General features: G+C 29.7%; 33 protein-coding genes. 22 read left to right on the top strand and 11 right to left on the bottom strand.

Features of this window, described 5'->3' with window-relative positions:
* Positions 1-2: 2 nt before the first annotated feature.
* From Q9969_RS09790 to Q9969_RS09780, 3 genes are all read right to left on the bottom strand, one after another.
* A complete protein-coding gene (locus tag Q9969_RS09790; protein ID WP_305557274.1) occupies positions 3-563 on the bottom strand; it encodes a hypothetical protein in 561 nt (186 codons plus the stop codon).
* Positions 564-1,077: 514 nt separating this feature from the next.
* Positions 1,078-2,010, bottom strand: coding sequence for a transposase (locus Q9969_RS09785; RefSeq protein WP_305557323.1), 933 nt, complete (start codon positions 2,008-2,010; stop codon positions 1,078-1,080).
* Positions 1,986-2,378 (bottom strand): hypothetical protein, encoded by a 393-nt coding sequence (locus tag Q9969_RS09780; RefSeq protein WP_305557271.1) that lies wholly within the window; start codon positions 2,376-2,378, stop codon positions 1,986-1,988. Before Q9969_RS09780 ends, Q9969_RS09785 begins: the two co-directional genes overlap by 25 nt.
* Before the next feature lie 318 nt (positions 2,379-2,696).
* Here Q9969_RS09780 and Q9969_RS09775 point away from each other — a divergent pair, with 318 nt between their 5' ends.
* From Q9969_RS09775 to Q9969_RS09730, 10 genes are all read left to right on the top strand, one after another.
* Complete coding sequence (locus Q9969_RS09775) at positions 2,697-3,047, top strand: nascent polypeptide-associated complex protein (RefSeq protein ID WP_305512433.1); 351 nt, start codon at positions 2,697-2,699, stop codon at positions 3,045-3,047.
* Between the two features lie 5 nt (positions 3,048-3,052).
* Positions 3,053-3,796, top strand: a complete 744-nt coding sequence (locus Q9969_RS09770; protein WP_305512432.1) for a metallophosphoesterase family protein — start codon at positions 3,053-3,055, stop codon at positions 3,794-3,796.
* A gap of 67 nt (positions 3,797-3,863) precedes the next feature.
* A complete protein-coding gene (locus Q9969_RS09765; RefSeq protein ID WP_305557268.1) occupies positions 3,864-4,889 on the top strand; it encodes a Zc3h12a-like ribonuclease in 1,026 nt (341 codons plus the stop codon).
* On the top strand, positions 4,882-6,084 hold the full coding sequence (locus Q9969_RS09760) for a hypothetical protein (RefSeq protein WP_305557264.1): 1,203 nt from the start codon (positions 4,882-4,884) through the stop codon (positions 6,082-6,084). The genes Q9969_RS09765 and Q9969_RS09760 overlap by 8 nt, the downstream gene beginning before the upstream one ends.
* Positions 6,085-6,106: 22 nt before the next feature.
* Complete coding sequence (locus tag Q9969_RS09755; protein ID WP_305512425.1) at positions 6,107-6,514, top strand: hypothetical protein; 408 nt, start codon at positions 6,107-6,109, stop codon at positions 6,512-6,514.
* Positions 6,515-6,529: 15 nt separating this feature from the next.
* A complete protein-coding gene (argJ, locus tag Q9969_RS09750) occupies positions 6,530-7,753 on the top strand; it encodes a bifunctional ornithine acetyltransferase/N-acetylglutamate synthase (RefSeq protein ID WP_305557261.1) in 1,224 nt (407 codons plus the stop codon).
* A gap of 312 nt (positions 7,754-8,065) precedes the next feature.
* Positions 8,066-8,668: a methyltransferase domain-containing protein gene (locus Q9969_RS09745; RefSeq protein WP_342766073.1), complete on the top strand. Its 603-nt coding sequence runs from the start codon at positions 8,066-8,068 to the stop codon at positions 8,666-8,668.
* A 97-nt stretch (positions 8,669-8,765) separates the two neighbouring features.
* Positions 8,766-9,338 carry a methyltransferase domain-containing protein gene (locus Q9969_RS09740; RefSeq protein WP_305557255.1) on the top strand — a complete coding sequence of 191 codons (573 nt, stop codon included), beginning with the start codon at positions 8,766-8,768 and terminating at the stop codon, positions 9,336-9,338.
* A gap of 6 nt (positions 9,339-9,344) precedes the next feature.
* Entirely contained in the window at positions 9,345-10,055 is a 711-nt protein-coding gene (locus tag Q9969_RS09735; RefSeq protein WP_305512416.1) for a 2-C-methyl-D-erythritol 4-phosphate cytidylyltransferase, read from the top strand.
* Positions 10,042-11,064, top strand: a complete 1,023-nt coding sequence (locus Q9969_RS09730) for a zinc-binding dehydrogenase (protein WP_342766072.1) — start codon at positions 10,042-10,044, stop codon at positions 11,062-11,064. The genes Q9969_RS09735 and Q9969_RS09730 overlap by 14 nt, the downstream gene beginning before the upstream one ends.
* 1 nt (position 11,065) lies before the next feature.
* Here the strand turns inward: Q9969_RS09730 and Q9969_RS09725 are convergent, their stop codons facing one another.
* Both Q9969_RS09725 and Q9969_RS09720 read right to left on the bottom strand, forming a co-directional pair.
* Complete coding sequence (locus Q9969_RS09725; protein ID WP_305512412.1) at positions 11,066-11,590, bottom strand: hypothetical protein; 525 nt, start codon at positions 11,588-11,590, stop codon at positions 11,066-11,068.
* A gap of 526 nt (positions 11,591-12,116) precedes the next feature.
* Positions 12,117-12,245: a hypothetical protein gene (locus tag Q9969_RS09720; RefSeq protein WP_305557249.1), complete on the bottom strand. Its 129-nt coding sequence runs from the start codon at positions 12,243-12,245 to the stop codon at positions 12,117-12,119.
* 211 nt (positions 12,246-12,456) lie between these two features.
* On the opposite strand from Q9969_RS09720, the gene Q9969_RS09715 reads away from it, so the two are divergent.
* A complete protein-coding gene (locus Q9969_RS09715) occupies positions 12,457-12,783 on the top strand; it encodes a hypothetical protein (protein ID WP_305512403.1) in 327 nt (108 codons plus the stop codon).
* Here the strand turns inward: Q9969_RS09715 and Q9969_RS09710 are convergent.
* On the bottom strand, positions 12,778-12,942 hold the full coding sequence (locus Q9969_RS09710; RefSeq protein WP_305512401.1) for a hypothetical protein: 165 nt from the start codon (positions 12,940-12,942) through the stop codon (positions 12,778-12,780). The genes Q9969_RS09715 and Q9969_RS09710 overlap by 6 nt on opposite strands.
* Positions 12,943-12,991: 49 nt before the next feature.
* Here Q9969_RS09710 and Q9969_RS09705 point away from each other — a divergent pair, with 49 nt between their 5' ends.
* From Q9969_RS09705 to Q9969_RS09685, 5 genes are all read left to right on the top strand, one after another.
* Positions 12,992-13,249, top strand: a complete 258-nt coding sequence (locus Q9969_RS09705; protein ID WP_305557247.1) for a hypothetical protein — start codon at positions 12,992-12,994, stop codon at positions 13,247-13,249.
* 157 nt (positions 13,250-13,406) lie between these two features.
* On the top strand, positions 13,407-13,886 hold the full coding sequence (locus Q9969_RS09700) for an SAP domain-containing protein (protein ID WP_305557243.1): 480 nt from the start codon (positions 13,407-13,409) through the stop codon (positions 13,884-13,886).
* Positions 13,817-14,311, top strand: coding sequence for a hypothetical protein (locus Q9969_RS09695; RefSeq protein WP_305557240.1), 495 nt, complete (start codon positions 13,817-13,819; stop codon positions 14,309-14,311). Before Q9969_RS09700 ends, Q9969_RS09695 begins: the two co-directional genes overlap by 70 nt.
* A 2-nt stretch (positions 14,312-14,313) precedes the next feature.
* Positions 14,314-14,901 carry a DUF998 domain-containing protein gene (locus Q9969_RS09690; protein WP_305557237.1) on the top strand — a complete coding sequence of 196 codons (588 nt, stop codon included), beginning with the start codon at positions 14,314-14,316 and terminating at the stop codon, positions 14,899-14,901.
* 147 nt (positions 14,902-15,048) lie between these two features.
* Positions 15,049-15,297, top strand: coding sequence for a hypothetical protein (locus Q9969_RS09685; RefSeq protein ID WP_305512395.1), 249 nt, complete (start codon positions 15,049-15,051; stop codon positions 15,295-15,297).
* 13 nt (positions 15,298-15,310) lie between these two features.
* Here the strand turns inward: Q9969_RS09685 and Q9969_RS09680 are convergent, their stop codons facing one another.
* Entirely contained in the window at positions 15,311-15,988 is a 678-nt protein-coding gene (locus Q9969_RS09680; RefSeq protein ID WP_305557234.1) for a reductive dehalogenase domain-containing protein, read from the bottom strand.
* 62 nt (positions 15,989-16,050) lie between these two features.
* Between Q9969_RS09680 and argB the strand changes: the two genes are divergently transcribed.
* The 4 genes from argB (at position 16,051) to Q9969_RS09660 (ending at position 19,920) form a co-directional block, all read left to right on the top strand.
* Positions 16,051-16,911 (top strand): acetylglutamate kinase, encoded by an 861-nt coding sequence (gene argB / locus Q9969_RS09675; protein ID WP_305512389.1) that lies wholly within the window; start codon positions 16,051-16,053, stop codon positions 16,909-16,911.
* A 1,225-nt stretch (positions 16,912-18,136) separates the two neighbouring features.
* Positions 18,137-18,736, top strand: a complete 600-nt coding sequence (locus Q9969_RS09670) for a TetR/AcrR family transcriptional regulator (RefSeq protein WP_305557231.1) — start codon at positions 18,137-18,139, stop codon at positions 18,734-18,736.
* A gap of 79 nt (positions 18,737-18,815) precedes the next feature.
* Positions 18,816-19,394, top strand: a complete 579-nt coding sequence (locus Q9969_RS09665; protein WP_305557228.1) for an ECF transporter S component — start codon at positions 18,816-18,818, stop codon at positions 19,392-19,394.
* Complete coding sequence (locus Q9969_RS09660; RefSeq protein ID WP_305512385.1) at positions 19,366-19,920, top strand: methyltransferase; 555 nt, start codon at positions 19,366-19,368, stop codon at positions 19,918-19,920. The genes Q9969_RS09665 and Q9969_RS09660 overlap by 29 nt, the downstream gene beginning before the upstream one ends.
* 207 nt (positions 19,921-20,127) lie before the next feature.
* On the opposite strand, the gene Q9969_RS09655 is transcribed toward Q9969_RS09660, so the two are convergent.
* A complete protein-coding gene (locus Q9969_RS09655; protein ID WP_305512383.1) occupies positions 20,128-20,592 on the bottom strand; it encodes a HEAT repeat domain-containing protein in 465 nt (154 codons plus the stop codon).
* 169 nt (positions 20,593-20,761) lie between these two features.
* Here Q9969_RS09655 and aksF point away from each other — a divergent pair, with 169 nt between their 5' ends.
* Together aksF and Q9969_RS09645 are read left to right on the top strand one after the other, a co-directional pair.
* The gene (gene aksF, locus Q9969_RS09650; protein ID WP_305557225.1) at positions 20,762-21,751 is read left to right on the top strand and encodes a homoisocitrate dehydrogenase; all 990 of its coding nucleotides are present in this window, start codon (positions 20,762-20,764) and stop codon (positions 21,749-21,751) included.
* On the top strand, positions 21,751-23,220 hold the full coding sequence (locus tag Q9969_RS09645; RefSeq protein WP_305512380.1) for an AMP-binding protein: 1,470 nt from the start codon (positions 21,751-21,753) through the stop codon (positions 23,218-23,220). The genes aksF and Q9969_RS09645 overlap by 1 nt, the downstream gene beginning before the upstream one ends.
* Positions 23,221-23,233: 13 nt before the next feature.
* On the opposite strand, the gene Q9969_RS09640 is transcribed toward Q9969_RS09645, so the two are convergent.
* The 3 genes from Q9969_RS09640 to Q9969_RS09630 are packed head-to-tail and all read right to left on the bottom strand — an operon-like array spanning position 23,234 to position 24,542.
* Complete coding sequence (locus tag Q9969_RS09640) at positions 23,234-23,881, bottom strand: hypothetical protein (RefSeq protein ID WP_305512378.1); 648 nt, start codon at positions 23,879-23,881, stop codon at positions 23,234-23,236.
* Positions 23,882-23,883: 2 nt separating this feature from the next.
* Entirely contained in the window at positions 23,884-24,021 is a 138-nt protein-coding gene (locus tag Q9969_RS09635) for a hypothetical protein (protein WP_305512376.1), read from the bottom strand.
* Positions 24,018-24,542, bottom strand: a complete 525-nt coding sequence (locus Q9969_RS09630; protein WP_305557222.1) for a TIGR00730 family Rossman fold protein — start codon at positions 24,540-24,542, stop codon at positions 24,018-24,020. Before Q9969_RS09630 ends, Q9969_RS09635 begins: the two co-directional genes overlap by 4 nt.
* Positions 24,543-24,548: the final 6 nt, after the last annotated feature.

Genomic DNA, 24,548 nt, shown 5'->3' with positions numbered 1-24,548 from the left:
ATTCAGCAATATATTTCCATATTTCTTTTTTTACTTCTTTCTTTTTTCTTTTTTATAATTTCATCAAGATTGTCATCAGAGTATTTAGGATGAGTATTTTTTAATTTAAAGTGATAATTAGTCATATTTTTGTTTATTTTCTTTTCCATGTTACTTTTAATGTTTTTTTCCAAGTGAAAAGTACAATGTTGGTGAATAAATCCTAATTTGCTCATTATTTTATCATATTCCGTTTTTAAATCCGTAACAATTGCAGCACGGTCTTTAAAAGGAATACTCATATAAATAAAATTTTCAATTACATTCTCATTTAATATTTCAGTTAGCATCGATGCCACAGGTACGTTATTGACTAAATCAAAGAGTACAAGGTAGTAAACCCAGTTTCCGTTAACTCTCTCCCACTGTTCGTCATATCCGTAATATCCAGACAATTTCAACTCATCGTTGAAATAATAAAATTCACCTTCGACCAATAAAGCTTTTCTTATGGTTTCATGAGACACTTTAATTCCAAACCAGTCTTTAATGAGTCTTTTAATATATTTCTTAGAGATATCCAACTGTTTTCACGGGCATTAATTATTTTATTTTTGAAATCATTGGATAAATTACAGAATTTATCATAGAATCCTGTAAACTCTGCTTGAGATTTTTTCCGCAATCGTGGCAAAAATATCGTTTAATTTTTACTCTAATTGGAAATCCTTCTTCTAAACATAATGTTCTCCAATTAAGTTAATACTGAATGTTTTCAGTTGAATTATTCAAAACAAATAAGGCAACTGATGGAAAAGACAAACATAAGCGAATATAAAATTAAAGAATGGCTTGAATACTATGAAATTCATGGAAGATTAAAAGCATTCCTAGAAACTTAAGATTTTTCATGTGAAATTTTTTATTAATTCTGTTTATTTGATAACGTTGTTATATTATTTTGGGATTAGGATTTGATTTTCGTAAGTTTTTTATATGATTTGTGAACAGAACTATTAAACAAGATGTGAAAACTCACTACTTTTTGGTGAAATTATTTGATTAGTGTGTGTTTTTTTCTTGTTTCCTGGATGTTTATTATAAACATCCGGGGGTTTTTCGTTCTTTATTATTGTATTGATTTTCTTTATATTGTATTAGTTCTTTAGATGCTTCTTTTACTATAAAATCGATTATTTGCTCTCTTTTCGTTTGCGTTTCAAATATTAGGTCAAATAAGAATAAATAGATGTTTCCCGTTATTTTTGCGAAATTCGACTGATAAATTATTTTTTCATCTTTATTTCTGGGTATTCTTGTTATATTGTTTTCTGCATGATTTTTAATTGTCATTGCTAGGTTATAAACGAATATGTGGGCGTGAAAATCTTGTTCGATTATTGTTCTTCGAATTCCGCTGAAATCTTCGATTTCGATTAAATTTTTTAATCTGTCAAATCCAGTTTCAACTGACCATCTTTTACCATATAATTCTTTTAAATCTTCTGTTGAGAATTCTTCAGATGTTAAATTTGTTGCAAGTATTTCAGGTTCGTTCTTACCAATATCTACTAATGCTATGCGAATTTCTAATCGCCCCATCTTTCTTGCTTTTTCTTTTAAATTTTCATCATCAAAATGACTTAATCTATTATTTGTTAAATTTATTTTTATAATTTCATCATTAGTCTTCATTTGTTTGATTAAATGTCTAAATACATTTTTTGGTAGTCTTATTAAAAATTTAGAGTTTAAATCAATTGTTTTTGCCATGAGTTCGATTGATGGATATCCTCGATCGTAAATGGTAATTAATTTTGTAATGTTTAATCTTTGTTTTAAGTTCTCTAAATGTTCAATTGCTAAATCTACTTCATTTATTGTTGTTTCAACAATTTTTGCTGTTAAAATATGTTTAGAATGAATGTCTAAAAGACATGAAACTCTTGCACGAATTCTTTTTTCTTTTAACAGGTTTTCATCACCAACAGGGAATTCTTCACGTGTTAAAGTAACATTGGGAAGATCAATAATACTTCCATCACAAGCACTAACAATATATCCTTTAAATTTTGAAAAAATCCAGAATATTTGCCATATAATTGGTCAATAAAAGATTCATTCATATCAATAAAAACTTTTGGGTCAATGAACATTCTTTGTTTTCCAATTCCTTGGCTAGAAATTGTTTTAAACTTCTTATTCAATCCTATTGTGAAAAATCTAATCGTTTCAATATAAGATGTACAGCTTCTTTGAGAAAGAATAAATGTTGTATACTCTTTTTGAGTCATTTTTCTATCTCTAATAAACTTATTATCTTCAGTTACATATTTTTCAGATATAAAAACATCAAATAAACTGAAAAAATCTTTGACAAATCTATCATAAGAATACATCAATCCAACCCCCAATCAAATAAATTCATGATTAAAAAACTTTAATTACTTATATAAATATATATAATTAATAATATTTAAAATAAACTATTAATAATTATTAAAATTAGATATAAATAAATTAATATTAATTAATAAAGTATTAAAATAAATAATAACGGATTAAAGCAAAATAAATCAAAAATTAGCAATTTTCAATGAATAAACAATGATAAAAAAAATAAAAAATCTTAAGTTTCTAGGAATGCCAAAATTAAGTTAATTTTAATAATAATCACTAATATAATTATAAATAGTTATTTTATTTGAGGATTAAATATGATACCAGGTATGAACAAAAAACAAATGAAACAAATGGAAAGACAAATGAGAAAAATGGGTATGAAAATGGAGGATCTTCCAGGTGCTATTGAGGTCATTATCCGTTTTGAAGATAAGGAATTAATTATTGACAATCCTAATGTAAGTTTAATGAATGTAATGGGACAAGAAACTTATCAGATTGATGGTAAAGCTCGTGAAGTTGAATTAGAATATAAAATTGAAATTCCTGATGAAGATATTGAGATGGTAGCCAATAGTGCTAATGTGTCCCAAGATGAAGCAAGAGAGGCTCTTGAAGAATGCAAAGGGGACTTGGCTGAAGCTATTATGAAATTAAACCAATAGATAATATGATAGTAATTGCCCATATTTCTGATTTGCATATATCCAAGGATTCATTTGACGAAAAAGTATTTATGGATGCTGTAACTGAAATCAATCATCTACGGCCAGACATGATTATTTTAACTGGAGATATTACAGATAATGGTTATTATAAGGAGTATCAGCAAGCAACTAAATATTTGGCAATGTTTGATGCTCCATTATTTGCAGTTCCAGGAAACCATGATGCCCGTAATTTAGGTTATCAGACTTTTGAAGAGCTAATCGGTGAGAAAAGTTGGAAATTAACTATGGATGATGATTTTACTGTAATGGGCATTGACAGCAGTTCTCCTGATGAGAATAGTGGTCATATTGGAACGCCTCAGCATATGTGGTTGGAACATCAATTAGATGAATGCGTAATTAATGAGAAATTTTCTATAGTGGCATTACATCATCATGTTGTCTCGATTCCTAAAACCGGCCGTGAACGTAATGTTTTATCCGATGCAGGGGATATATTAAAAACTTTAACAACTCATGAGGTAGATTTAGTTTTATCCGGTCACAAACATGTGCCTAATGTTTGGAAGATAAACAATACTGTGATTGTAAATGCAGGTTCACTATGTTCTACTAAACTCAGAGGTAAAAATAAAAATTCATACAATGTTTACAATATTACAGAAGACGAAATCGAAATTTTCCTTAATGAAGTTAGTGGTGAAAAATTATTATTTGGAAAGTATCCAAGAAATGCAATATAAATTAAATTTAAATATTGAATAAAATAAATATAACAAACTGAATTAAATTAATTGTTTAGGTGATATTATGAAAGTGGTCGTTGATGCTTCTAATGTAGCTCATAATGTTAAAAATGAAAACGGACAACCTCAAATGGCTAATATTCTTGCTGTAGTAAAAGCATTAGAAGAAAGTGAAGATGAATTTGTAATTATTGCCGATGCATCATTACGTCATGATATTGATGATAAAGAAAAATTCTTAAAGTTATTGGAAAGTGAAAATGTGGAAGAGGTTCCCTCTGGAAATGATGCAGACCATTTCATATTAGAAATTGCTACTCGTGAAAAAGCAAAAGTATTGTCAAATGATAAATTCAGAGATTATGCTGCTGAATTTAGGAATATTTCATCAATTAGAATACCTTTCACTATTGATAACGGCAGACTCACCTTTGGAAAACCAAAAAAACCTAAAAAGGATAGGAACATATTACAACATATTTGTGATGAAATCATTAAAGAATTAAACTTCAAAAAATGGGAAATTTACACTGGTAAAGAAGGTTTGGAGATTTCTCCATTAAATATTGCTAAACAATCAATTATACGTATTGATAATGAAAATAATACAGAATCTAGGCTGGAGAATATTTTTGCAAAAATACCAATGTTTAATAAAATTGTAGAAATGGTTGATGATGTTGAAATAGCAGCTCCATATGTGATTTTTGTATTGGTTCATCCTAAAGATTATAAAATCGCTGTTAAAAATGCAGGAAACATTTCTGTTACTGTTGCAGATAGATTAGGGCTTGAGAAAAAACCTTTAATCGCTGTGCGTAATGATTTATTTACAAAACCCGGCACTTTTGAATTGAATATTTTATTAGCAGATGAGGTTACAGAAACCGCTCCATATAACATATTGATTCGCGTAAGTGAAAATGATGAAGTTTTCATTAAAAGAAATTCAAGAAATATTGCAAGCACTATTGCCGGAAGACTTGGATCTTGGAAATTCCCTTTTGTTTCTGTAAAACCAGATATGCTTTTAGAAAAACCGGGGGATTTTGAAATTGAGCTGGAAAAAGGAGGTAATTTAGATGGTTAATTTATTAACCAAATCAATTATCAAATCCGCTGCTAAACTCACTCCAATTGCTATTGGAACTAAGTTTTTCCCAACAAATTCTTTAGAAACAGAATATGTGGAGTTATTTAATTATACTCAAACCATTCTTTTTGAACTTGAAAAAGCAGAAATTACCTCAGATACTATTTTACAAAATCTTGTTCGTGATGTCGGTGCTGAAAATCTTCCAGACAATTATACATTTCATGAATTAAAACCTGCAGAAAATAAAATCGAAGAATATGCATTAGTGAGCAACATTATCATGGGAAGTGATCGCTACTTTTACATTGAACTTCCACATCCTTCCCGTTTAATTGACATTTTTGTTAAGATTATTGAAAATGAGAAGGGTGAAATTGTGGAAAAAACAGCAACGGAACTTGTTGCAAGAATGTTAAGTAAAAATGATGCAATACGTGTAGCTATTGAATTAATCGGCATTGGATTATCAGAAGGAATTCAGGTAATATCCGCTGTTGGAATGACTGGTGCTGCTTCAATAGAACGTGCAATTCACTATACTCAAAATGTTGGAAGTTTTCCAGGTATTGCGTTTACAAAATTAGGTGGGGAATATGCATTGGTATTTGATTCGCCTTTCTTACTTAAAGAATCCCGGCCAGTAGATTTGGAAAATTACTTATTCATCGATTTAATTGATTCTACTAAATTCATCAGTAAAAATGGTAGGAACCGATTGGTTGAGCTGATGACTGGCATTAAAAATTTCATTGAAACAGAATGTGATGGGGAAGTAGAGGGTTATCGTGAAGGTGGGGATGATTTTATTGCAAGATTCCCATCAAAAGATTTAGCAATCCGTGCGGGACTTGATGCAGCTTGGTTTGCATTAGATAATGGTGCTAAAATTAGAGCAGGGATAGGAAGAAGTAGACGTGAAGCTGGTGAAAGAGCTCAACTGGTTGATGATTTAGAATCAACTTCTCCATTATCATTAGTTGTTTTTGAGTTAGCTAATGGATTATATGCTTATAATATTCCATCTGAATTTACAAGAACTTTAATCAATTTAGTTGAAAATGAAAAACCAAAATTAATTGGTGTATTTCTATTTGTGTTTATATTTGCTTACTTATTGTCAATTTTAGGATTAGGAATGTTTAGTTTTATTGGTATTATTCTAGTATTGTTATATGCTTTTGTAGCTTAAATTAAATTTAATATGAGATAATATGAGACGAAAAAAAGAGAATAAAAGGGTATTGCGATCAGGCAATGGTCGCCAGCAAACTTCTGGAGGAAAACTAAGAAGGAATAAAAGTAATACTCGTCAATTTGCTCCGGTTAGACAACATAGTGATAGGGGAAATAGACATAAAAGAAAAACTAACATGTCTCTTGTTTTAATCATGATTATTGCATTGATTGCATTTGTTATCGGTGCTGGAATGGGTGTCTCCTTAAGTTTTGATGATAATGGTGATGCGGATGGACCTCATTTTAAAAATGTTACTAAAGAAATGACAAATAATTTAAATGATACTGATGAGGTTTATTATGATAAAACATTGGATAGTGTTGATTTCAACGAAAATAACACCTCCCCAATGATTAATCAGTATCAAACTAGTGAGAACTAACTTTTTGTGATATTTATGAATTTTATTAAAGAGCTAGATGGCGGATTTTCAGTAATTGAAAATCTAAAGGTATCCGGGGCTCGTGAAGGTAAATATGGCGTCAGTATTATTTTTTGTCCAAACAGTACTGCTTCAGCGATTTTTACTTCAAATAAAGTAGTTGCGGCTCCTGTTGATTATACTAGAAATGTTTTAAAAAAAGGTATCGTTTCTGCTGTTTTTGTTAATAGTGGCAATGCTAATTGTTTTACAGGAAAACAGGGTTTTAAAGATTGTGAAACATTAGTTGAATTGGTGGCGAAAGATTTGAAATTGCCTAAAGATGAAATAGCTATTTCATCAACTGGAGTTATTGGCCGTGAAATGCCAATTGATATAATTTCTAAAGTTGCTTATGAATCCTTATCTAAATTAGGAAGCAATCCTGAAAATTCTCTAGCCGCTGCAAAAGCTATAATGACAACTGATACTTTTCCTAAAGAATGTGCCGTTGAAGTTACTTTAAAAACAGGTGAAAAAGTTAAAATCGCCGGAATCACTAAAGGAAGCGGAATGATTGCCCCTAATATGGGCACCATGTTGTCTTTTATTGTAACTGATGGAGTAATTGCTTCAGAAGATATTAAAAAAGCTTTAAAAACCTCAGCTGATATCAGTTTTAACATGATTGTTGTTGATGGGGATGAAAGCACTAATGATACTTGTTTAATGATGGCTAACGGCCAATCAGGTGTTGATATTGTTCGCGATGGCGAAATCGATTCAAATTTCCAGGAAGCTTTAAATTATTTATGCATTGATTTGGCTCGTAAAATGGCTCGTGATGGAGAAGGAGCTACTAAATTTATTGAAGCTAATGTAGTGGGCGCTAGAGATGATGAAGATGCACGTCTGGCAGCAAAATCAATTATTTCTTCGAATTTATTTAAATCTGCAGTATTTGGTGGAGATCCTAATTGGGGGAGAATTGTTTCTGCAATTGGATATTCTGGATGTGATTTAAACCCGGATATTGTAACAATAGCCATTGCTGATGGGGAAGATGAGGTTAACTTAGTTAAAAAAGGCGAAATATTAGCTTTTGAAGATACTCCTTATCTCAAAAGGGCTGAAAAGATAATGCAGTCAAAAAATATCAGGGTTAATATTGAGATGTATTTGGGCAATGGTGAAGCTACTGCCTGGGGCTGTGACTTAACATATGATTATGTTAAAATTAATGCAGAATATACCACTTAAAGAAAAGATTTAAATATATTTAAAACTAAATATTTTTTTGTTATAGATTTAATTCTAATACTGTAATTAATAAATTTTTAAGGAGGGGAAAATATGGCAAAAATTAAAGGAACTAACAAAAGAACCAGACAAAAAAGAAGTTATACTAAACCTGGTAGTAAAAGAGGGAGAGGAGTTAAACAAACTTGGAAAAAATAATCCTCTTATAACTTTTTTTTCTTATTATTAACTATTTTTAAGTGTTATTTATATTATTTCATATTGACAATAATTATATACTATTTTTTTCAAATCTATTATTCTAGGTGATAAATGATGATGCTAGAAAATGGACATAGGGCTCATGGATTTTCAAGTGCTAATTTTTTAGATTCCGATGAAATTATCAGGGAATTAAATTTAACTGGTGACGAAGTATTCATGGATGCCGGTTGTGGTGATGGTCATAATGCAATTAAGATAATTGAAGATTATAATCATAAAGGAACTGTTTATGCAGTAGATATTTATGATGCTTCAATTGAGGATATGGAAACATATAAAAAAGAGAATAATGTTGAAAATTTAATCAATATTGAAGCGGATATCACTGAAGGCATTCCAGGAGTTGAAGACGGATCAATTGATGTTGTTTTAATGGTTAATGTATTCCATGGATTTAAAGCTTCAAAAAAACTTGATGAAGTGGTTTTTGAATTAAATAGAATAATTAAAAATGACGGCAAGATTGCAATCATGGATTATAAAGCATGGGATGTTCCAAATGGCCCTCCTACAAAATTCAGATCTTCACCTGAGGATCTGGAAAAATTGTTCTTAAATCACGGGCTTAAAAAGAGTTATTTAAACGAAGAAATTGGTGAGGACATTCCTGAAGGCAAATCTCACTTTTTAATCATGTTTGAAAAGGAATGATTTTTTTAATTGAGAGTTTGAAACTCTCTTAAAACTTTTTTTATTTATTGAAAATCATTAAATACTATTTTTTAAAGATTATTAGTTAGGTGTAATTATGCAACATATACATCATGGTAAATCAAGTGCAAAATTTTTCAATGCTAATGATATTTTAGATGAATTAGAACTCAAAGATAATGATATTTTTTTAGATGTTGGTTGTGGTGAAGGTTATATTTCTATAAAAGCAGCAAGGGAATATCTTTCAAAAGGAGTTGTTTATGCAGTTGATTCTCATGTTGGATCAATTATGAGTTTAGAGGATTATATTCAAGAATATGATATTAAAAATATAATCAGCATAGAATCTGACATTATTAATGTTTCAGATATCGATGAGGAGTCTATTGATGTTGTTTTAATGGTTAATGTATTCCATGGATTTAAAGCATCTGGTGAGATGGACGAGGTTATTGAAATTCTAAAAAAACTTATCAAATCTGGAGGAAGGATTGTTATTGTTGATTTCAAAGCTATTGAAATGTCTATGGGTCCTCCAGTTGAAATTAGAAGTTCTCCTGAAGAGTTAGAAAACTTATTTTTAAATCATGGTCTTAAAAGGAGTCATTTAAACGAAAATATAGGTAATGAAAACTCTCATTATCTAATAATATTTGAAAAGGAGTAGAATTTCATGATTTTTGCAGCAATTTTGGCAGGTGGGATAGGTTCAAGAATGGGAGGTATGGATACTCCTAAACAATTCTTGACATTAGGAAATAAACCGGTTATTATTCATACCATTGAAAAATTTGTAATAAATAAGAATATTGATAAAACCATTGTGCTAATACCGAAAAAATTTATAAATCACACAAATGATTTGATTAAAGAGTATATTGGTGAAAATGAGGATATTATAGTTATTAAAGGTGGGGAAACAAGAAATGATACCATAATGAATAGCATTAAATATATTGAGGAAAATTTCGGTATTGATGATGAATCCATTATCATTACTCATGATTCAGTACGTCCTTTTGTAACCCATAGGATTATTAATGATAATATTGATGCTGCTAGAAAATATGGTGCTTGCGATACTGTTGTTCCGGCAACCGACACTATCGTTGAAAGTGTAAATGGTGAAACTATTGAAAGCATTCCTGTGAGGGATTATTATTACCAAGGCCAAACTCCACAGAGCTTCAATATAAAGAAACTTTTTAACTTGATTAATAGTTTAACAGAAGCTGAAACTAATATTCTCACTGATGCATGTAAAATATTCACACTTAAGGAAGAAGATGTACATCTAGTTAAGGGTGAACAGACAAATATTAAAATTACATATCCCTATGATTTAAAATTAGCAAATACAATACTTGAGGATGGAAATGATTAATGTTAGTTATAGATTGAAATCTCCAAAATTCTTTGAAGAGGATATTGATGAAATGGAACTTGATGGTGTAATAGTAAGGCCAACATATCTATCAATTTGTCAAGCAGACCAAAGATACTATCAAGGTTTAAGGCCTATTGAGGTTTTAGAAAAAAAATTGCCAATGGCTCTAATTCATGAAGGAATTGGTGAGGTAGTATTTGACTGTTCAAGCAATTTCAATGTTGGAGATAAGGTTGTAATGATTCCAAACACACCTCAGGGTGAAGATGTTTGCAGGGCTAATTATTCATATAAATCCAAATTTAGAGGGAGTGGTTTTGATGGATTCACATCAGATTTAGTTAAATTAGAACCTGATCGTCTTGTTAAATTGCCCGATGATTTTAATATGCATGTTTCTGCATTCATTGAATTGATGAGTGTAGCTTATCAAGGAATAACTAAGTTTTCAGAAATTGCAATTACTCCAAAAGAGGTTTTAGGAGTTTGGGGCGATGGCAATTTGGGTTTTATTACAGCATTATTTTTAAAAGAGAAATTTCCAGAATCTAAAATAATGGTTTTTGGAAAGCATTTGGAAAACTTAAATTCATTCTCCTTTGCAGATGCAATTTACCAGATACATAATGTTCCTCAGGGTTTAGTAATTGATCATGCCTTTGAATGTGTTGGTTCAAGTGCTTCTCAATCAGCTATTGATCAAATCATTGACTTAATCAATCCTCAAGGAACTATAAACTTATTTGGCGTTAGTGAATATCCAGTACCAATTAATACAAGAATGGTTTTAGAAAAAGGATTGACTATTCAGGGAAACAGTAGATCTGATAGGGAAGACTTTGTTGGAGTTGTTAAAACTTTCGAACAAAATTCTCAACTATTTGAATATCTAGAAAAGCTGATAACTAATATTTGCGAAATAAACACGTTAGATGACTTAAAAGATGCATTTAACAAAGATTATATTTCACGCTTTGGTAAAACTATTTTAAAATGGAATAAATAATTCATTGGATTTGATTAAGTATTTTCAATGTTTCCAGTCTAAAATAATTCCTTTCATTTTTTTTACACATCACTGGAAGTATCCGAACAACATCAATATCGTCGCTTTCAAGAGGAATATTGTTTTTAAGTTTATCCTTAACGGTTTCAAGGATGATATGGCATGGATCGAATTTGGAACATGCAAGTTTGATTGTAAATTCAGCTTCTGAAGTTATCTCAATCTCTTTAACACTTACCTCAATGTCATGGTGACATAATAAGTAAATTGCAACATGTTTGTGGTGTTTTTCATATAAACTTTCAGCAAATCCTACATATTTTGCTAGTTCTTCTTCGTCAAAGTCGTTTAACTGAAATTCAAAATCAATAAAATCCCCGTCTTCTGTTGTAAAGATGTCTCCTCCAGGATGGACATTATCATCAAGTTTTTTTATCTCACAAGGGGTTGGGCATTTAATAGGCCTTTCGTCTTTAAACGATTCTTTGATTATTTTTGTTCTTAAAATAAAATCTTTCTTATTCATTTTTAACCTTCTTAAATTTGAATTTGTATTTTCTATTTTGGTTTTAATCTTTTATAAATTTGTAAGTTATGAATTGAAGCAATTTTACAAGGTTAAATCAATATTAATAATGATGACGCCCTAGAAGATATCAATTACTTATCATTTGCTCTCGCTTAACATTTTATTAAATCAAAAAATTAAAGTGTTAAGTAGGAATGACGAGCTACTAGAAAATATTTTTATAACAAACAACTATTCGCACAACATGAAAGGTGAATATGTCAGTAATGGAGAAATATTATGAATTCTATGCTATGAACCTTCAAGAGTTACTTGAAGAGGCATAAAAAGATGAATCCGACAACCTGAAATGCGAATATCTCCGTGTAAAACATAAACTGCTCAAATGCTGGCAATACCTATTGGACAATTATCCCTTGCGCACTGTCAGAATTCATATGTCTGTCGTTTCAAAATTCTATTGACAGCATAACGTGCATTAGCTATTGTCTTATTGATTGCTGGTGGAAGTGTATCTGGCAAGTCAAGGTCCAGTGTTGATCCCATCAGTTCTGGGTTGTCTTTTAGATTCTACCCAATAACTGCACTTGGTGTTATACTGTTCCACACGGTTATTCAATAATCTGGTTTTAATGTAATCATCAATTCCCATAATAATCATTTCAAAATTATCTTTATTATATAAAACAAATAATAAACCTACTGAAATATCAGATCTTTAGCCATAAATTTAATTAACCAACCAACTAAAATATGGTATAGAAATGTTGAGAGAGAAAAAATATATTCGACTGATATTTTGGTGGATATAATGATGATTAAGTTTTAATATTCCTTTAAATAAAAATTAACAAGGTGGTAATTTGGATTATGAATCAATAATTAGTGAAAAGTTTCCCAATTGTAATGTAGAGGTTATTCAACCTGATTTTTTAGAACTTGAAATGCTTGTAGAATACATCTCCGATGACATTATAGTCTATAATCCTCATTCTATATTGGTGTATAGACATTTATTTAGATTTTTAGTAAATGTAGGTGAAAAATGTAAGATTTATTATCTTGAAGGTTTTTCAGATGAAGATTTAAAAACAATACATGCAGGTCTTTTAAAATCCACATGGGAGAGTGATACAAAAATAAATTTACATAAAAATTCTAATCCGGATAAAGAGATTTTAGGATTATAACTGGAAAAATTCATCACAATATTCACAATAATAATTATATTCGCTTTCACAGCAGTTTCCAATTATTATTTCGCCTTTCATCGATTCAATAGCTAGGTCATCTGAGCTGTCATGAAATACTTTTTTCAGTTGTCTTTCACATTTTGGGCATCGTATCATATACTTATTTTATTAATTATAAATTTTAAATATAATTATGGGTGTTATAATGCTTATTAATTTAGGTGCCGAGTTTGGCACACATTTGGAATCAAGTGAAATTGCAATGGAATTAATCAATATTTTAAATAAAATTGATGATGATGATTTTATAATTGATTTTAAAGATGTTTTATTCGTTACTATGAATTTTGCACAGGCATATTATGGCGGTAAACTAGAATCTCCTAAAAAAATATCTGAAATCAATTTATCTGATGAAGTAAGTGTTGTTATGGGAGCTGCTGATGAAGCATGCAATCCATAAATCCTACATCTTGATAGATTGTAGGATTTTATAAGCAAAATATTAAATTAATTAAAAGCAATATATTTAATTGATAATGTTTTTTAGGATATGCTTCCATAATTGGAAGCTGATTTCTATAGCTAGTAATCACTAGCAAAATAAGAAAGGTGTTCATGTGAATGAACAAAAATTAGAGATATTTAATGTTTTAAATTTTTTAAATAAGGGTTATGAACTTGGAGATATTTTAAGCGAAGGTCAATTTGGAACCTTTTCATCAGCCGAAGAATGTGTTCATTATTTAATTGATGAGGGTTATTTTGAAAAAGAAAGGTCTGCTGATGGAGGGGAAGAAGTAACTTCCGATGAGGTATCTAAAAAATACACTGTTGCCGAGTTAAAGGATATTTTAAGAGAAAATGATTTGAAAGTTTCAGGTAAAAAACAAGAATTAGTAGAGAGGGCTTTGCCGGTTTTAAATACTGGTAAAGATGAACCTGTAATGTTTAATTTAAAGTTCACAAATAAAGCCAGGGAGTTTTTAAAAGAAAATGGATGGATTGATTTATACATGTTTGCCCTTGTATGTTTCCGCTTGAAGATTATGAAAATTATGTTAACCAATCATCCTGGGGAAATGTCGAAACCGCTTTAAAATTCTGTGATGAAATTATATCAAGAGCATTGGTGCACAATCAATTTACAGTATTTATCGATACATTATATGCTAAAGCCCATGTTTATGCATATGATGGTGATTACGAGTCCTTCATTTATTATTATTTGCAACGTTTTATATTAGGTTTAAACCCAATGGTTATGGATGAAATAACTTTTGAAGATTATGAGTTTATTAATGAAACAAGCATTGCTAATTTAAGATTGGTTTTAGAAAAACTTGAAATTGGCAGTTTAAAGAAAAGATTTGATAGGATATGGGATAAATCCCATATTAAACATGTTAATGTGCCTAAAAAATCTGCATTTAAAACATTGAAAAAGGCACTTGATGGTGCAGATATTGAGGAGCTTAACCTTAAATTAAATGAAAGATTTATTAATAATAATTATGGAATTTAAAAATGAAAGCTAAAGTTGCTGGAATTGTATTTTTAATAGGAAGTTTGTACTATATTATTGTTGAAGTTGTTTCTGCAACTTTTTTCAATGCTTCTTTTATTAATGCTTATATTTTCCATACTATTTCAGAACTTGGAATCCCAAATGCAAATTCACCTTTATTTTGGTTAATGGATTCGGCTTTTATTTTAATTGGTTTGACATTATTGTCTGGTAATTTTTATAAGTTTAAAGATTTCATTATTAAAAATAAAACTATTTTTTATATTTTTACATTAATCACATCTATCGGAGTCATTATTGTTGGATTAATCCATGGAGGCAATCCCTTAACGTCAGGTTATCACACATTTGGAGCTGTGATGGCAATTTTAGGTGGAAATATGTTGCTTGTTTTAATTTCCAGATCTATGGATGATTTTGGTGTTTTTCAAAAAATAACTATATGTTTGGGAATCATTGGTTTAATTGTTTTTTGGATAATGTTTTTCAGCATGAATAGTATTTACATGCCAGTTTATGAGAGACTTTCAGTTTATACATTAATAATTTGGAGTTTCACGGCTGGAATTTATCTTCTCAGAAATTAAATTATGAGTTGATAATTTAATAGGGTATAATCAGTTTATTTAAAGTTATTTTTAAAATTTTGTGCCGCATCCTTATTTTGACTATACTCCCTTAGAATTATAAAAATTTAAATACTTTATAAATAAATTTACAATTAAGGTGATAAAATGGTTAATTTAGATAAATCTGTTGAAGAAGAAATTTTGGCAATTGTTGAAAAATACCAAAAAGACGAAACAAGACTTTTAAACTACCTTATAATTGATGATATGGTTACATTTTTCTCACCTATCTCAAATGGTAGTCAAATTACAGCAGAAGACTTACAAAAAGTCGCTGATATACTAAATGGGACATTTGAAGGAATGGAAATTGTAAACCAAGAGTACAGATTCAAATTCAAATGCGGATTATAGAGGTATTTTTCCTCTATTCTTTTTTCAAATATTCTTTTGTGAGTTTACATTCGCTCATACATTTTGTACAGCCTGAACCTGCCTTAAATTGATTCATAATATACTTGCTGCATTTTTCAATATCAATTATATCGTCGCGACTTAATCTGTCATTCCATTTTTGAGGATTTATTGCTCCGACGGGGCAAGCTTCCTGACAATTTGTGCAATCATCACATTCTGAGTCAGTAATTGCCTTTCCAAATTCTAAAGGCATATCAGTTAAGATAGCTCCAAGAGCAACTGCCGAACCATATTCTGGAGTTACAAAAAGTGCAGATCTTCCAATCCATCCAAGACCAGATTTAGTAGCAATGGTTTTATAAGGTAAGATACTTAGTAATTTTTTCATATCACATTCGTTGCGTGTCATTGTTAGAGCAAAAGCATCATATCCAATATTTTTAATATATTCTTCCCCTTTAAGAGCAATTTCAGTTAATTTGTCAATTTGGCTATGAAAACACTTCCAATATTTTTCATAATTTTCATCTTCAATTGATTCAATTGTTTTTTTAGGCAATTTTAAAACAATACTTATTCCATTAGGCAAATCAATAAATTCGCTAGCTAATCCATTAACATCAGCAAAACCAACTTTGCTTGCACCTAATTGGATAAGATATTCTTGAATATTATTGGGCTCAGACATAATACTGAATATAATTTAAAAATATATAAACCTTTAAATTAAATAGTTAATGTAGTGATAAAATGAAGGACATTGATGTTTTAATCGAAGCTTTACCTTATATTAAAAAATTTCATGATAAAAAAATTTTAATCAAATATGGCGGACATGCAATGGTAGATGATGAAGCAAAGTCCTCCACAGCTCGCGATACTGTTTTACTTAAATATGTTGGAATGAAACCATTAATTGTGCATGGCGGAGGTCCAGAAATCTCAAGATCCATGGATAAATTAGGAAAAGAACCAAAATTCATCAAAGGATTAAGAATAACTGATGAAGAAACCATGGAAATTATTGAAATGGTGTTAGTTGGAAAAATTTCAACAGAAATTGTATCTGAACTTATTAAACATGATGGTGATGCAATTAGTTTATCTGGAAAAGATTCAAGTTTAATATATGCTCATAAGAAAGGAGCCAGTAAAATAGATGAAGAAATTATTGATTTAGGTCTTGTTGGGGAAGTAGATGAAGTTAACTCTAAATTGCTTGAAATGTTTTTAGATAATGATTATATTCCTGTAATTTCTCCTGTGGGCATTGCAAAAGATGGAACAAGCCTTAATTTAAATGCAGATACTGCAGCAGGCGAAGTCGCAAGTGCAGTTAATGCTGAAAAGTTGATTATTTTAACTGATGTTCCAGGGGTTTTAAGAGATCCTAATGACCCATCTTCATTAATTAGAAAAATTAAAATTTCAGAAGTTCCGGATTTAATTGAAAAGGGAGTTATTAGTGGTGGGATGATTCCAAAAGTAGAAACTTGTGTAAAAGCTATTGAAAATGGCGTCAAATCTTGCCATATTATTGATGGACGAAAAAAACACTCTTTACTTTTAGAAATATTCACGACAAATGGTATAGGAACCATGATTTTTTAGTTGTCCACTAAAATCATGGCGAAAATCAATTTTAAAGAGTTTTAAACTAATTGATATTTAAAATTGAAATTCATTACTTGCTTCATGAAAGTACTGAAAATATTAATTCTCTAAACCTATAAATTATGAAAATTCCCATATAATAAGGATATTGCCCAATATGCACTAAAAATTTAACCTTGTAGAAACCCCTCTTCTAAAAAACTTGTATGGCTCTGTAAATGTTATATAATACATCTTTGAGTTTTGTTTCTTTATTCTGTAGTCTTGTATTTCTACTAAAATTAACGCCATTAAATCCTTCTTTTTATCACGGAAATTACGCTTTCAACATTCATTCTTCGTGCATAGACATCATGCCAGAAGATTGTAGCGCTATTTAATCTATAATGTCCTGTTGTCGCACCTTTTTTTAATGGTATTTGGTCGAATGTTCCTACTTCTTCATTTTATGCATTTTTCTTATTTCTTCTGAATCATATGCTTTGTCTGCTAGTATGTAATGGGGGTTTGTATGGTATTAATTGTCTAATTGAAGGTAATGTTAATTGTGTATCGTGTTTTGGACTTTTATTTGCTGCGTAATTTAGGATCATTCGTGTGTCAACATTGATTGCAATATTGGTTTTTAATGTAGCTTTTTTAGTGATTTGCCTCTACATAATGATTGCCTGTAATCACAGGAAATACTTTGGAAAAATCCATTTGGAATAGTTATAGGTCAATTCAACAAAATTTAACAGCATATTTTTCATGTTTAGCAATGGAAAATAGTTTTTCTTCTTGAGTTTCATTGTTAATTTTAAGTCCAAAATTCGAAAGGTTTAACTGTCTTGAATTCAAATAATAATATGGAGAATATTTTATTTTTCTGTACATATTAATATATATTCTCCATTTTACTATATATAGTTATTTATCGCATTATTTGGATAATAGTAAGTTATATTTCAAGTGTAAAAAAAATTAAAGTAATTAAATCGCCTAAAATCAAAATCTAAGTATTTTTTGAAAAATTTTTTTGCTAAGTACATGTTCAAGTGAAAAATAATAATGAATGAAAAACATGTTAAAATTAAAAATAAAGAATTTATATGACTTATTTAGACAAAACAACTAAATAAATTCGATATTACCATAAATTTTGATATGGTTTCTACAAGGTTTTTATTAAATATATTTAATAAGATATAATATGATTAACTAAATAATCATTGGTGGTTTTTTGACAGATTTTATTAGAAAAACCTCTGAAGAAAGAATTAAAGAGATATTGGATGCAGCTCTTAAAGTTTTTTTAAAAAAAGGATATTCAAACACTACAATGGAGGATATTATTAATGAAACTTCTCTTTCTAAAGGAGGATTTTATTATTATTTTAATAATAAAGAAGATATTTTTTTAATGATTCTTGAAGAGGATACTAAAAATAACATTGATTTTATTAATAATTTAAATTTAAAAGGATCGAATAAGGAAATTTTAGATTCATTTGTATTTAACGTTTTAGAGATTATTAATAATGTTCAAGAAAAAAATAAGATATATCCAATGTTTTTACTAGAGGCTATGTCCAATCCTAAATTTAAAGAATTTTCTTCAAAAACTCAAAAAAAATATTTGGACATTATAGTTGATAAGTTGTATTTGTCATTATTTGAGGTTGACAAAGCAATCCTTAAGAAAAAAATCAGCTTTTTATCTGATATTTTTCATTCAATAAAGTTATATTCAACAATTTTTAATAAAAATGAGTCTTTTGAAGAGAACAATAAATTACTTCAAGAATTTTTTCAATTAAGTATTCTTTCAGAATTTTATTAAAATGCCAATATTTAAATACTATAATAATAAATTATTCATAATAAGTATTAACCGACGATATCGTCTACTTGGTGATTTTATGAATAAAAATAAAAAGTGGTCAACACATGATATAATGATAACAGCAATGTTATCTATTGCATTGGGTGTTTTATACATTCCATTAACTTATTTTGCAGGATGGTCAACGAATTTTCCATTTTTAGACATATATTTAACTGGAACATATTATTTTCCCATAGTTATGGTGGGATATTTAATTAGAAAAAAAGGATCTGCACTTTTTGCAGCAGTCATAATATTTTTAATCCAAATACCATTCACGCCATATGGAGTTTTAATGCTTTATTTTGCATTATTGCTAGGTTTACCTATTGAAATAATGTTTATCATAAAAAAATACAATAATCTAAAATTATGGTATATTATGTTAATTGGGGGAATAGTAGGTATTTTAGGATCTATTAATCGTTATTTTGTAATCGGTCTGGGAGTTGTATCGATTCCTCTTCTCATATACTATTTCACCATTTCTTTTGTCTGTGGTTCAATTTGGGGAGGAGCTCTTGCTAAATTTTTAAGTGATAAAATTTTAAAAACAGGAGTACTTCATAAAATTGGGAGGAAGAATGATTTTTTATACTGCATGGTACTTTAGCACCATATATCTCTTAGGAATGTTTGCAATCTACTTAAAATTTCCTAAAGAGTCCTGGAAACGCTTTTTTGGAGGATCAAAATCAGATTATACAAAAGATAATAATAAGGTTATTAATTCCCTCAAATTTTCAATAATAACCTTATCATGGTGGGGGATAATAATTTATTCATTTTTTGTCCCTGTGGATTATGAATCCTCATTGTTTTATTTAGGTGCATTTATTTTCATATTAAATATGATAATCTATGAAATTTCTTTATTTAATTATGCAAGCACTCCTGTGGGCAAACCTGTTCAAAAAGGAGTTTATAAAATATCAAGAAATCCTCAGTATATTAGTGATTTTTTCATATGGATAGGTGTTGGTATTATGTGTTCTTCATATTTAATAATAATACTTAAAATAATCGGATGCGTAATACAGCATTGGACTATTGTTGAAGAGGAGCATTTTTGTTTGGAAAAATACGGTGAAGAATATAAAGAATATCTTGATAGAACACCAAGATATTTATTCTTTTAGCATTCTCTTTTTTTTTCATTTTTTGAGCTTTAATAGAATATGGGATGTCTTTAATTTATAAACGGTTCATTTAATGTTCAAAATGGGTGAAATATAAATTAATCTAGTTATCCCTTTCAAATTAAAAAAATAAATAGGGCAATGTTCAATAAATAATTGTAAATTAACCATTAAATGCAAGTGAAAAGTAAAAAATAAATAAAAAATTTATTTATTTATTGATTCAATCGCACTTTGTGCTCCTTTCCTTACAAAACCACTTTCATCAGCAAGTAATTTTTCAAGTGCAGGAATAGCTTTTTCATTGCCTAAGTTTCCAAGTGCCCAAGCAGCTGCTCCTCTTATTCTCCAATTTTCATCATTTAATATTTCAATTAACGGATCAACAGCCGGTTCGCCCATTCTTGAAAGTGAAGTTGATGCTTCTCTTCTAACCAATTTATTGTTATCGTTTAAAGTTTCAATTAAAGCAGGAATTGCTTTAGAATTATTAATTGCACCAAGCAATATTGCTGCATTTAATCTAATTTGTTTTTTTCTACTGGATAATGCATCAATTAATGGGTCAACTGCTTCATCAGCTCTTAATTCTAATTCTCCCATTGCATCTTCAATAACAAATTCGTCATCATCATTTAATAATTGAATTAAATCGTCAATACTTCTTTCCATTTTTATCCCTCTTTTTCAATAAGATATTTAACTACTTTTTACATGTAATTAATATCCTTTATATTCCATATAGTATAAAAGTATTTCGATATTATACGAACAAAATTTATAAATGCATAAATACTATAAATATAAATTATTAATATACAAAAAATTTTAAGGGAGTTAAATGTATAACATAGCAGTAATTGGTGGAGATGGAATAGGTCAAGAAGTTATGAGCTCATGTGAATACTTGCTTGACAAATTAGATTTGGAATTCAGTTTCAAATATGGAAAAGCAGGTTTTGAGTGTTTTAACAAAATAGGAACAACATTGCCTAAAGAAACAATAAAAATAGCAAATAAAAGTGATGCGGTACTATTTGGAGCATCAACATCAACACCCGGACAACCGAGCCCTATTATAAACTTGAGAAAAGCATTAAACGTATATGCAAATATAAGACCTATAAAATCATACAAGGGTGTTAATTGCATATGCGACGATATTGATTTTGTTATTGTAAGAGAAAACACAGAAGGATTATATTCACAAGTGGAATACGGTGATGAGAATAAAATGATTGCTGAACGCCATATTACAAGACACGCTTCTGAGAGAATCTCAAAAGTAGCATTTAACTTATGTATCAAAAGGGAAGAGAAAAAGGTTACCTGTGTTCACAAAAGCAATGTGCTTAAAAAAACAGATGGCGTTTTTAAGGAATCCTTCTATAAAATAGCTGAAGAGTATCCGCAAATCAAAACTGAAGACTGCTATGTTGATGCAATGGCGATGTATTTGGTAACTCAACCTCAAAATTTTGACGTAATTGTTTCAAGTAACTTATTTGGAGATATATTGTCTGATGAAGGTGCAGGACTTGTTGGAGGACTAGGTCTAGCACCTTCTGGAAATATTGGAGATCATAATGGATTATTTGAACCAGTACATGGTTCCGCACCAGATATTGCAGGAAAAAATATAGCAAATCCATGTTCAATGATACTGTCTGCTTCCATGATGCTTGATTACTTAGGAGAATGGGACATATCAAATAACATAAAACATGCCGTTGAAAAAGTAATGTCAGACTGTAAAATTAGAACTCCTGATTTAGGTGGAGATTCTTCTACAATGGATGTAACAAAAGCAATTGTTAAGGAGCTGACATAATGTTGAACATTACTACTTTTTTGGATGCAAACTCAAAAAGACTGGATAAAAATGTATTGTACAACCCCACAAGTGGTGAAAAATACACTTCAGGAGAAATATTATCAATAATTTCTGAAATTGGAAGGAATTTAAAAGAATCAGGAATCGAAAAAGGGGATCGTGTTTTAATTTACTTAAATAACTCAGAAAAATACTTGTTTTCATTATTTGCAATATGGAGAATTGGAGCTATTGCCATTCCAACAAATCGTATTTTCACCACTTCTGAACTTAACTATATTGTAAGTGACTCTAAAGCCAAATTAATGATTACTGATGAAAAAGCAAAGGATATGATTAATATAACAACATATGTTCCGGAAAACATAAGTGATTTTAAAAAATGTGATGTGCTTGAAGCGGAAAATACTGATTGGGATGATTTATGCCAATTGCAATACACTTCAGGCACTACTGGTCAACCTAAAGGTGCAATGTTAACTCATGGAAATTATTTTACTGCAATTCACAATGAATGTGACGTATTAACATTAAAACAAGATGATGTTTATTTGGGAATTTATCCGATGGCGCATGTTGGTCTTTCATGGTCAATAGCCGCTTTAAGAGCCGCAGCATATTACATTTTAATGGAACAATTTAACATTGACGAATACCTTGATTTATGCAAAAAAGAAAAAGTAACAGTTTTGACTGGAATGCCTCCTGTAATACACTCTTTAACTACAATGGACAAACGTGAAGAGTTAAAAACTGTTCGTGAAATCATCTCAGGTGGAGGGCCATTACATAAAAAGATCTGGAAAGATTTCCATGAAACTTATGCAGTACCAATTATAAATGCTTATGGATTATCTGAAACAATAGTAATAGGAACAGGAACTGTCATTAGGCCTGAAGATTATCGTGAAGCAGATAGATTTGAAAGTGTAGGTCATCCGGTTTGTTTTTCAGAAGTTAAAATTGTAGATGAACACAATAGTGATAAAATCCTTCCACAATATGAACAAGGGGAAATTGCACTTAGAGGTCCTGCAATTGCAAAAGGATACTGGGGAAATGAAGAAAAAACTAAATCCTCATTTTTAGAAGATGGATGGTTTTTAACTGGAGATATTGGATACCTTGATGAAGATAATCGTTTATTCATTACCGATCGTAAAAAAGATATGATTGTAATGAGCGGATGGAAAATTTATCCAACGGAAGTTGAAGAAGTATTAATTAAATATCCTGAAGTTAAAGAAATAGCTATTTTTAGCATAAATGATTGTCACAGAGGAGAACTCCCAGTAGCCGCTGTTGTATGGGAGGGGGAAGCTGATGATGAAGGTTTAATTAATTTTGCTCGTGAAAACTTATCCCGATATAAAGTTCCAAGAAAAATATTTGCACTTGACGAACTTCCAAGAGTGAATGGGTGGAAATTACTTAGAAGAGAATTAAGAAAAATATTTAAAGAGTAATTATTATTCAAATCTATTTTAAAACAACAGATTCATCAATCATTTCAATTAAAATTTTGTTAATTGGATTTTTAAGTGATAACGGATGTTCTTTTTGATATTCCTCTCTAAATGGCATGATTCTAAAACTAGACATGCATTGATCAGTTGACCTGAGTGCAAAATAAGCTTTATAATCACCATCAATAATGTTTATTATAAGTCCAACATCTTCAAGGCGGTCATGCCCAGCAATACCTTCTTCTCCATAAACCTTGAACTTTTTAACGCCATCTGCGGTTATCAAAGCATATTCTATTAAATATTCATATTCATCTTCATCAAGGTCATAATCATCATATTCTATTATTTCAGCACAATCTTCATCTGGGACAATTAAATTGGATGCACAGTAACCTAAGGAAATATAAATTCCATCAAGATCAAGGGCTTTAGATATAATGTCAAAATATAGGTTATCCAAGGGTTGTGATTTATATCTGTTTCCTAAAACTTCAGGAATGGTATGTGTCAAGCCGCCTTCTTCAATGACAGTGCAGTAAAAGTGTTCTTCACCGAGATAACCTGCCGTTATAGCTTTTTCTATTGTTTTTTTAATATCAATATTATTGGCATTTTCTAACTTTCTAGTTAATTTTAAAGTTTCTTCATCACTTATCATTGTTAGCACCCTTTTTTAAATTTTCTAGGCATTGCTGTATTCAATACATCAGCTTCAAATCCAAGAAAACCTGTTAACCTTAATGCAGGTAAACTTTCTTCTAAATGAGTATCGGCAACATTTATCATCTTATCAGTCATAATATATCGAATATTTCTTCAATGGTATTAGCTACTTTGAATATCTCTTCCTGTTTGTATAAAAATCCTTTTTCACTCAGTTCATCAAGCATTTCAAGCATTTTATCATAGAAATGATTAATATTGAATACAATTATCTCTTTGTTGTGTTGTTTTAATTTACGAAGGGTTATTATTTCAAAAAATTCATCTAATGTACCAATTCCTCCAGGAGATATGATAAATGCATCAGAATGTTCTAAAAACTTTTGTTTTCTCTCTTCCATTGTGTCAACATAAAGGAGTTCACTGCATTTTTCACATAACGGTTCAAACTCCCAAATCCATGTTGGAGCAATTCCAATCGATTTTCCATTATTGTCATGAACTCCTTTCACACATGCTCCCATCACTCCTGTGTCTCCACCACCAAAAACAAGAGTATGTCCTTTTTTAGCCAATTGACAACCTAATTTGTAATTTTCATTGGTGTAAACCGTATCTATAATTCTACTTCCAGATCCATATAAGCAAATATTCATCTAATC

The organism is Methanobrevibacter sp. V74 (genome assembly GCF_963082495.1).
Lineage (GTDB): Archaea > Methanobacteriota > Methanobacteria > Methanobacteriales > Methanobacteriaceae > Methanocatella.
Note: the sequence above shows the minus strand (reverse complement) of the source record. Positions and strands in the feature narration are given on the sequence as shown.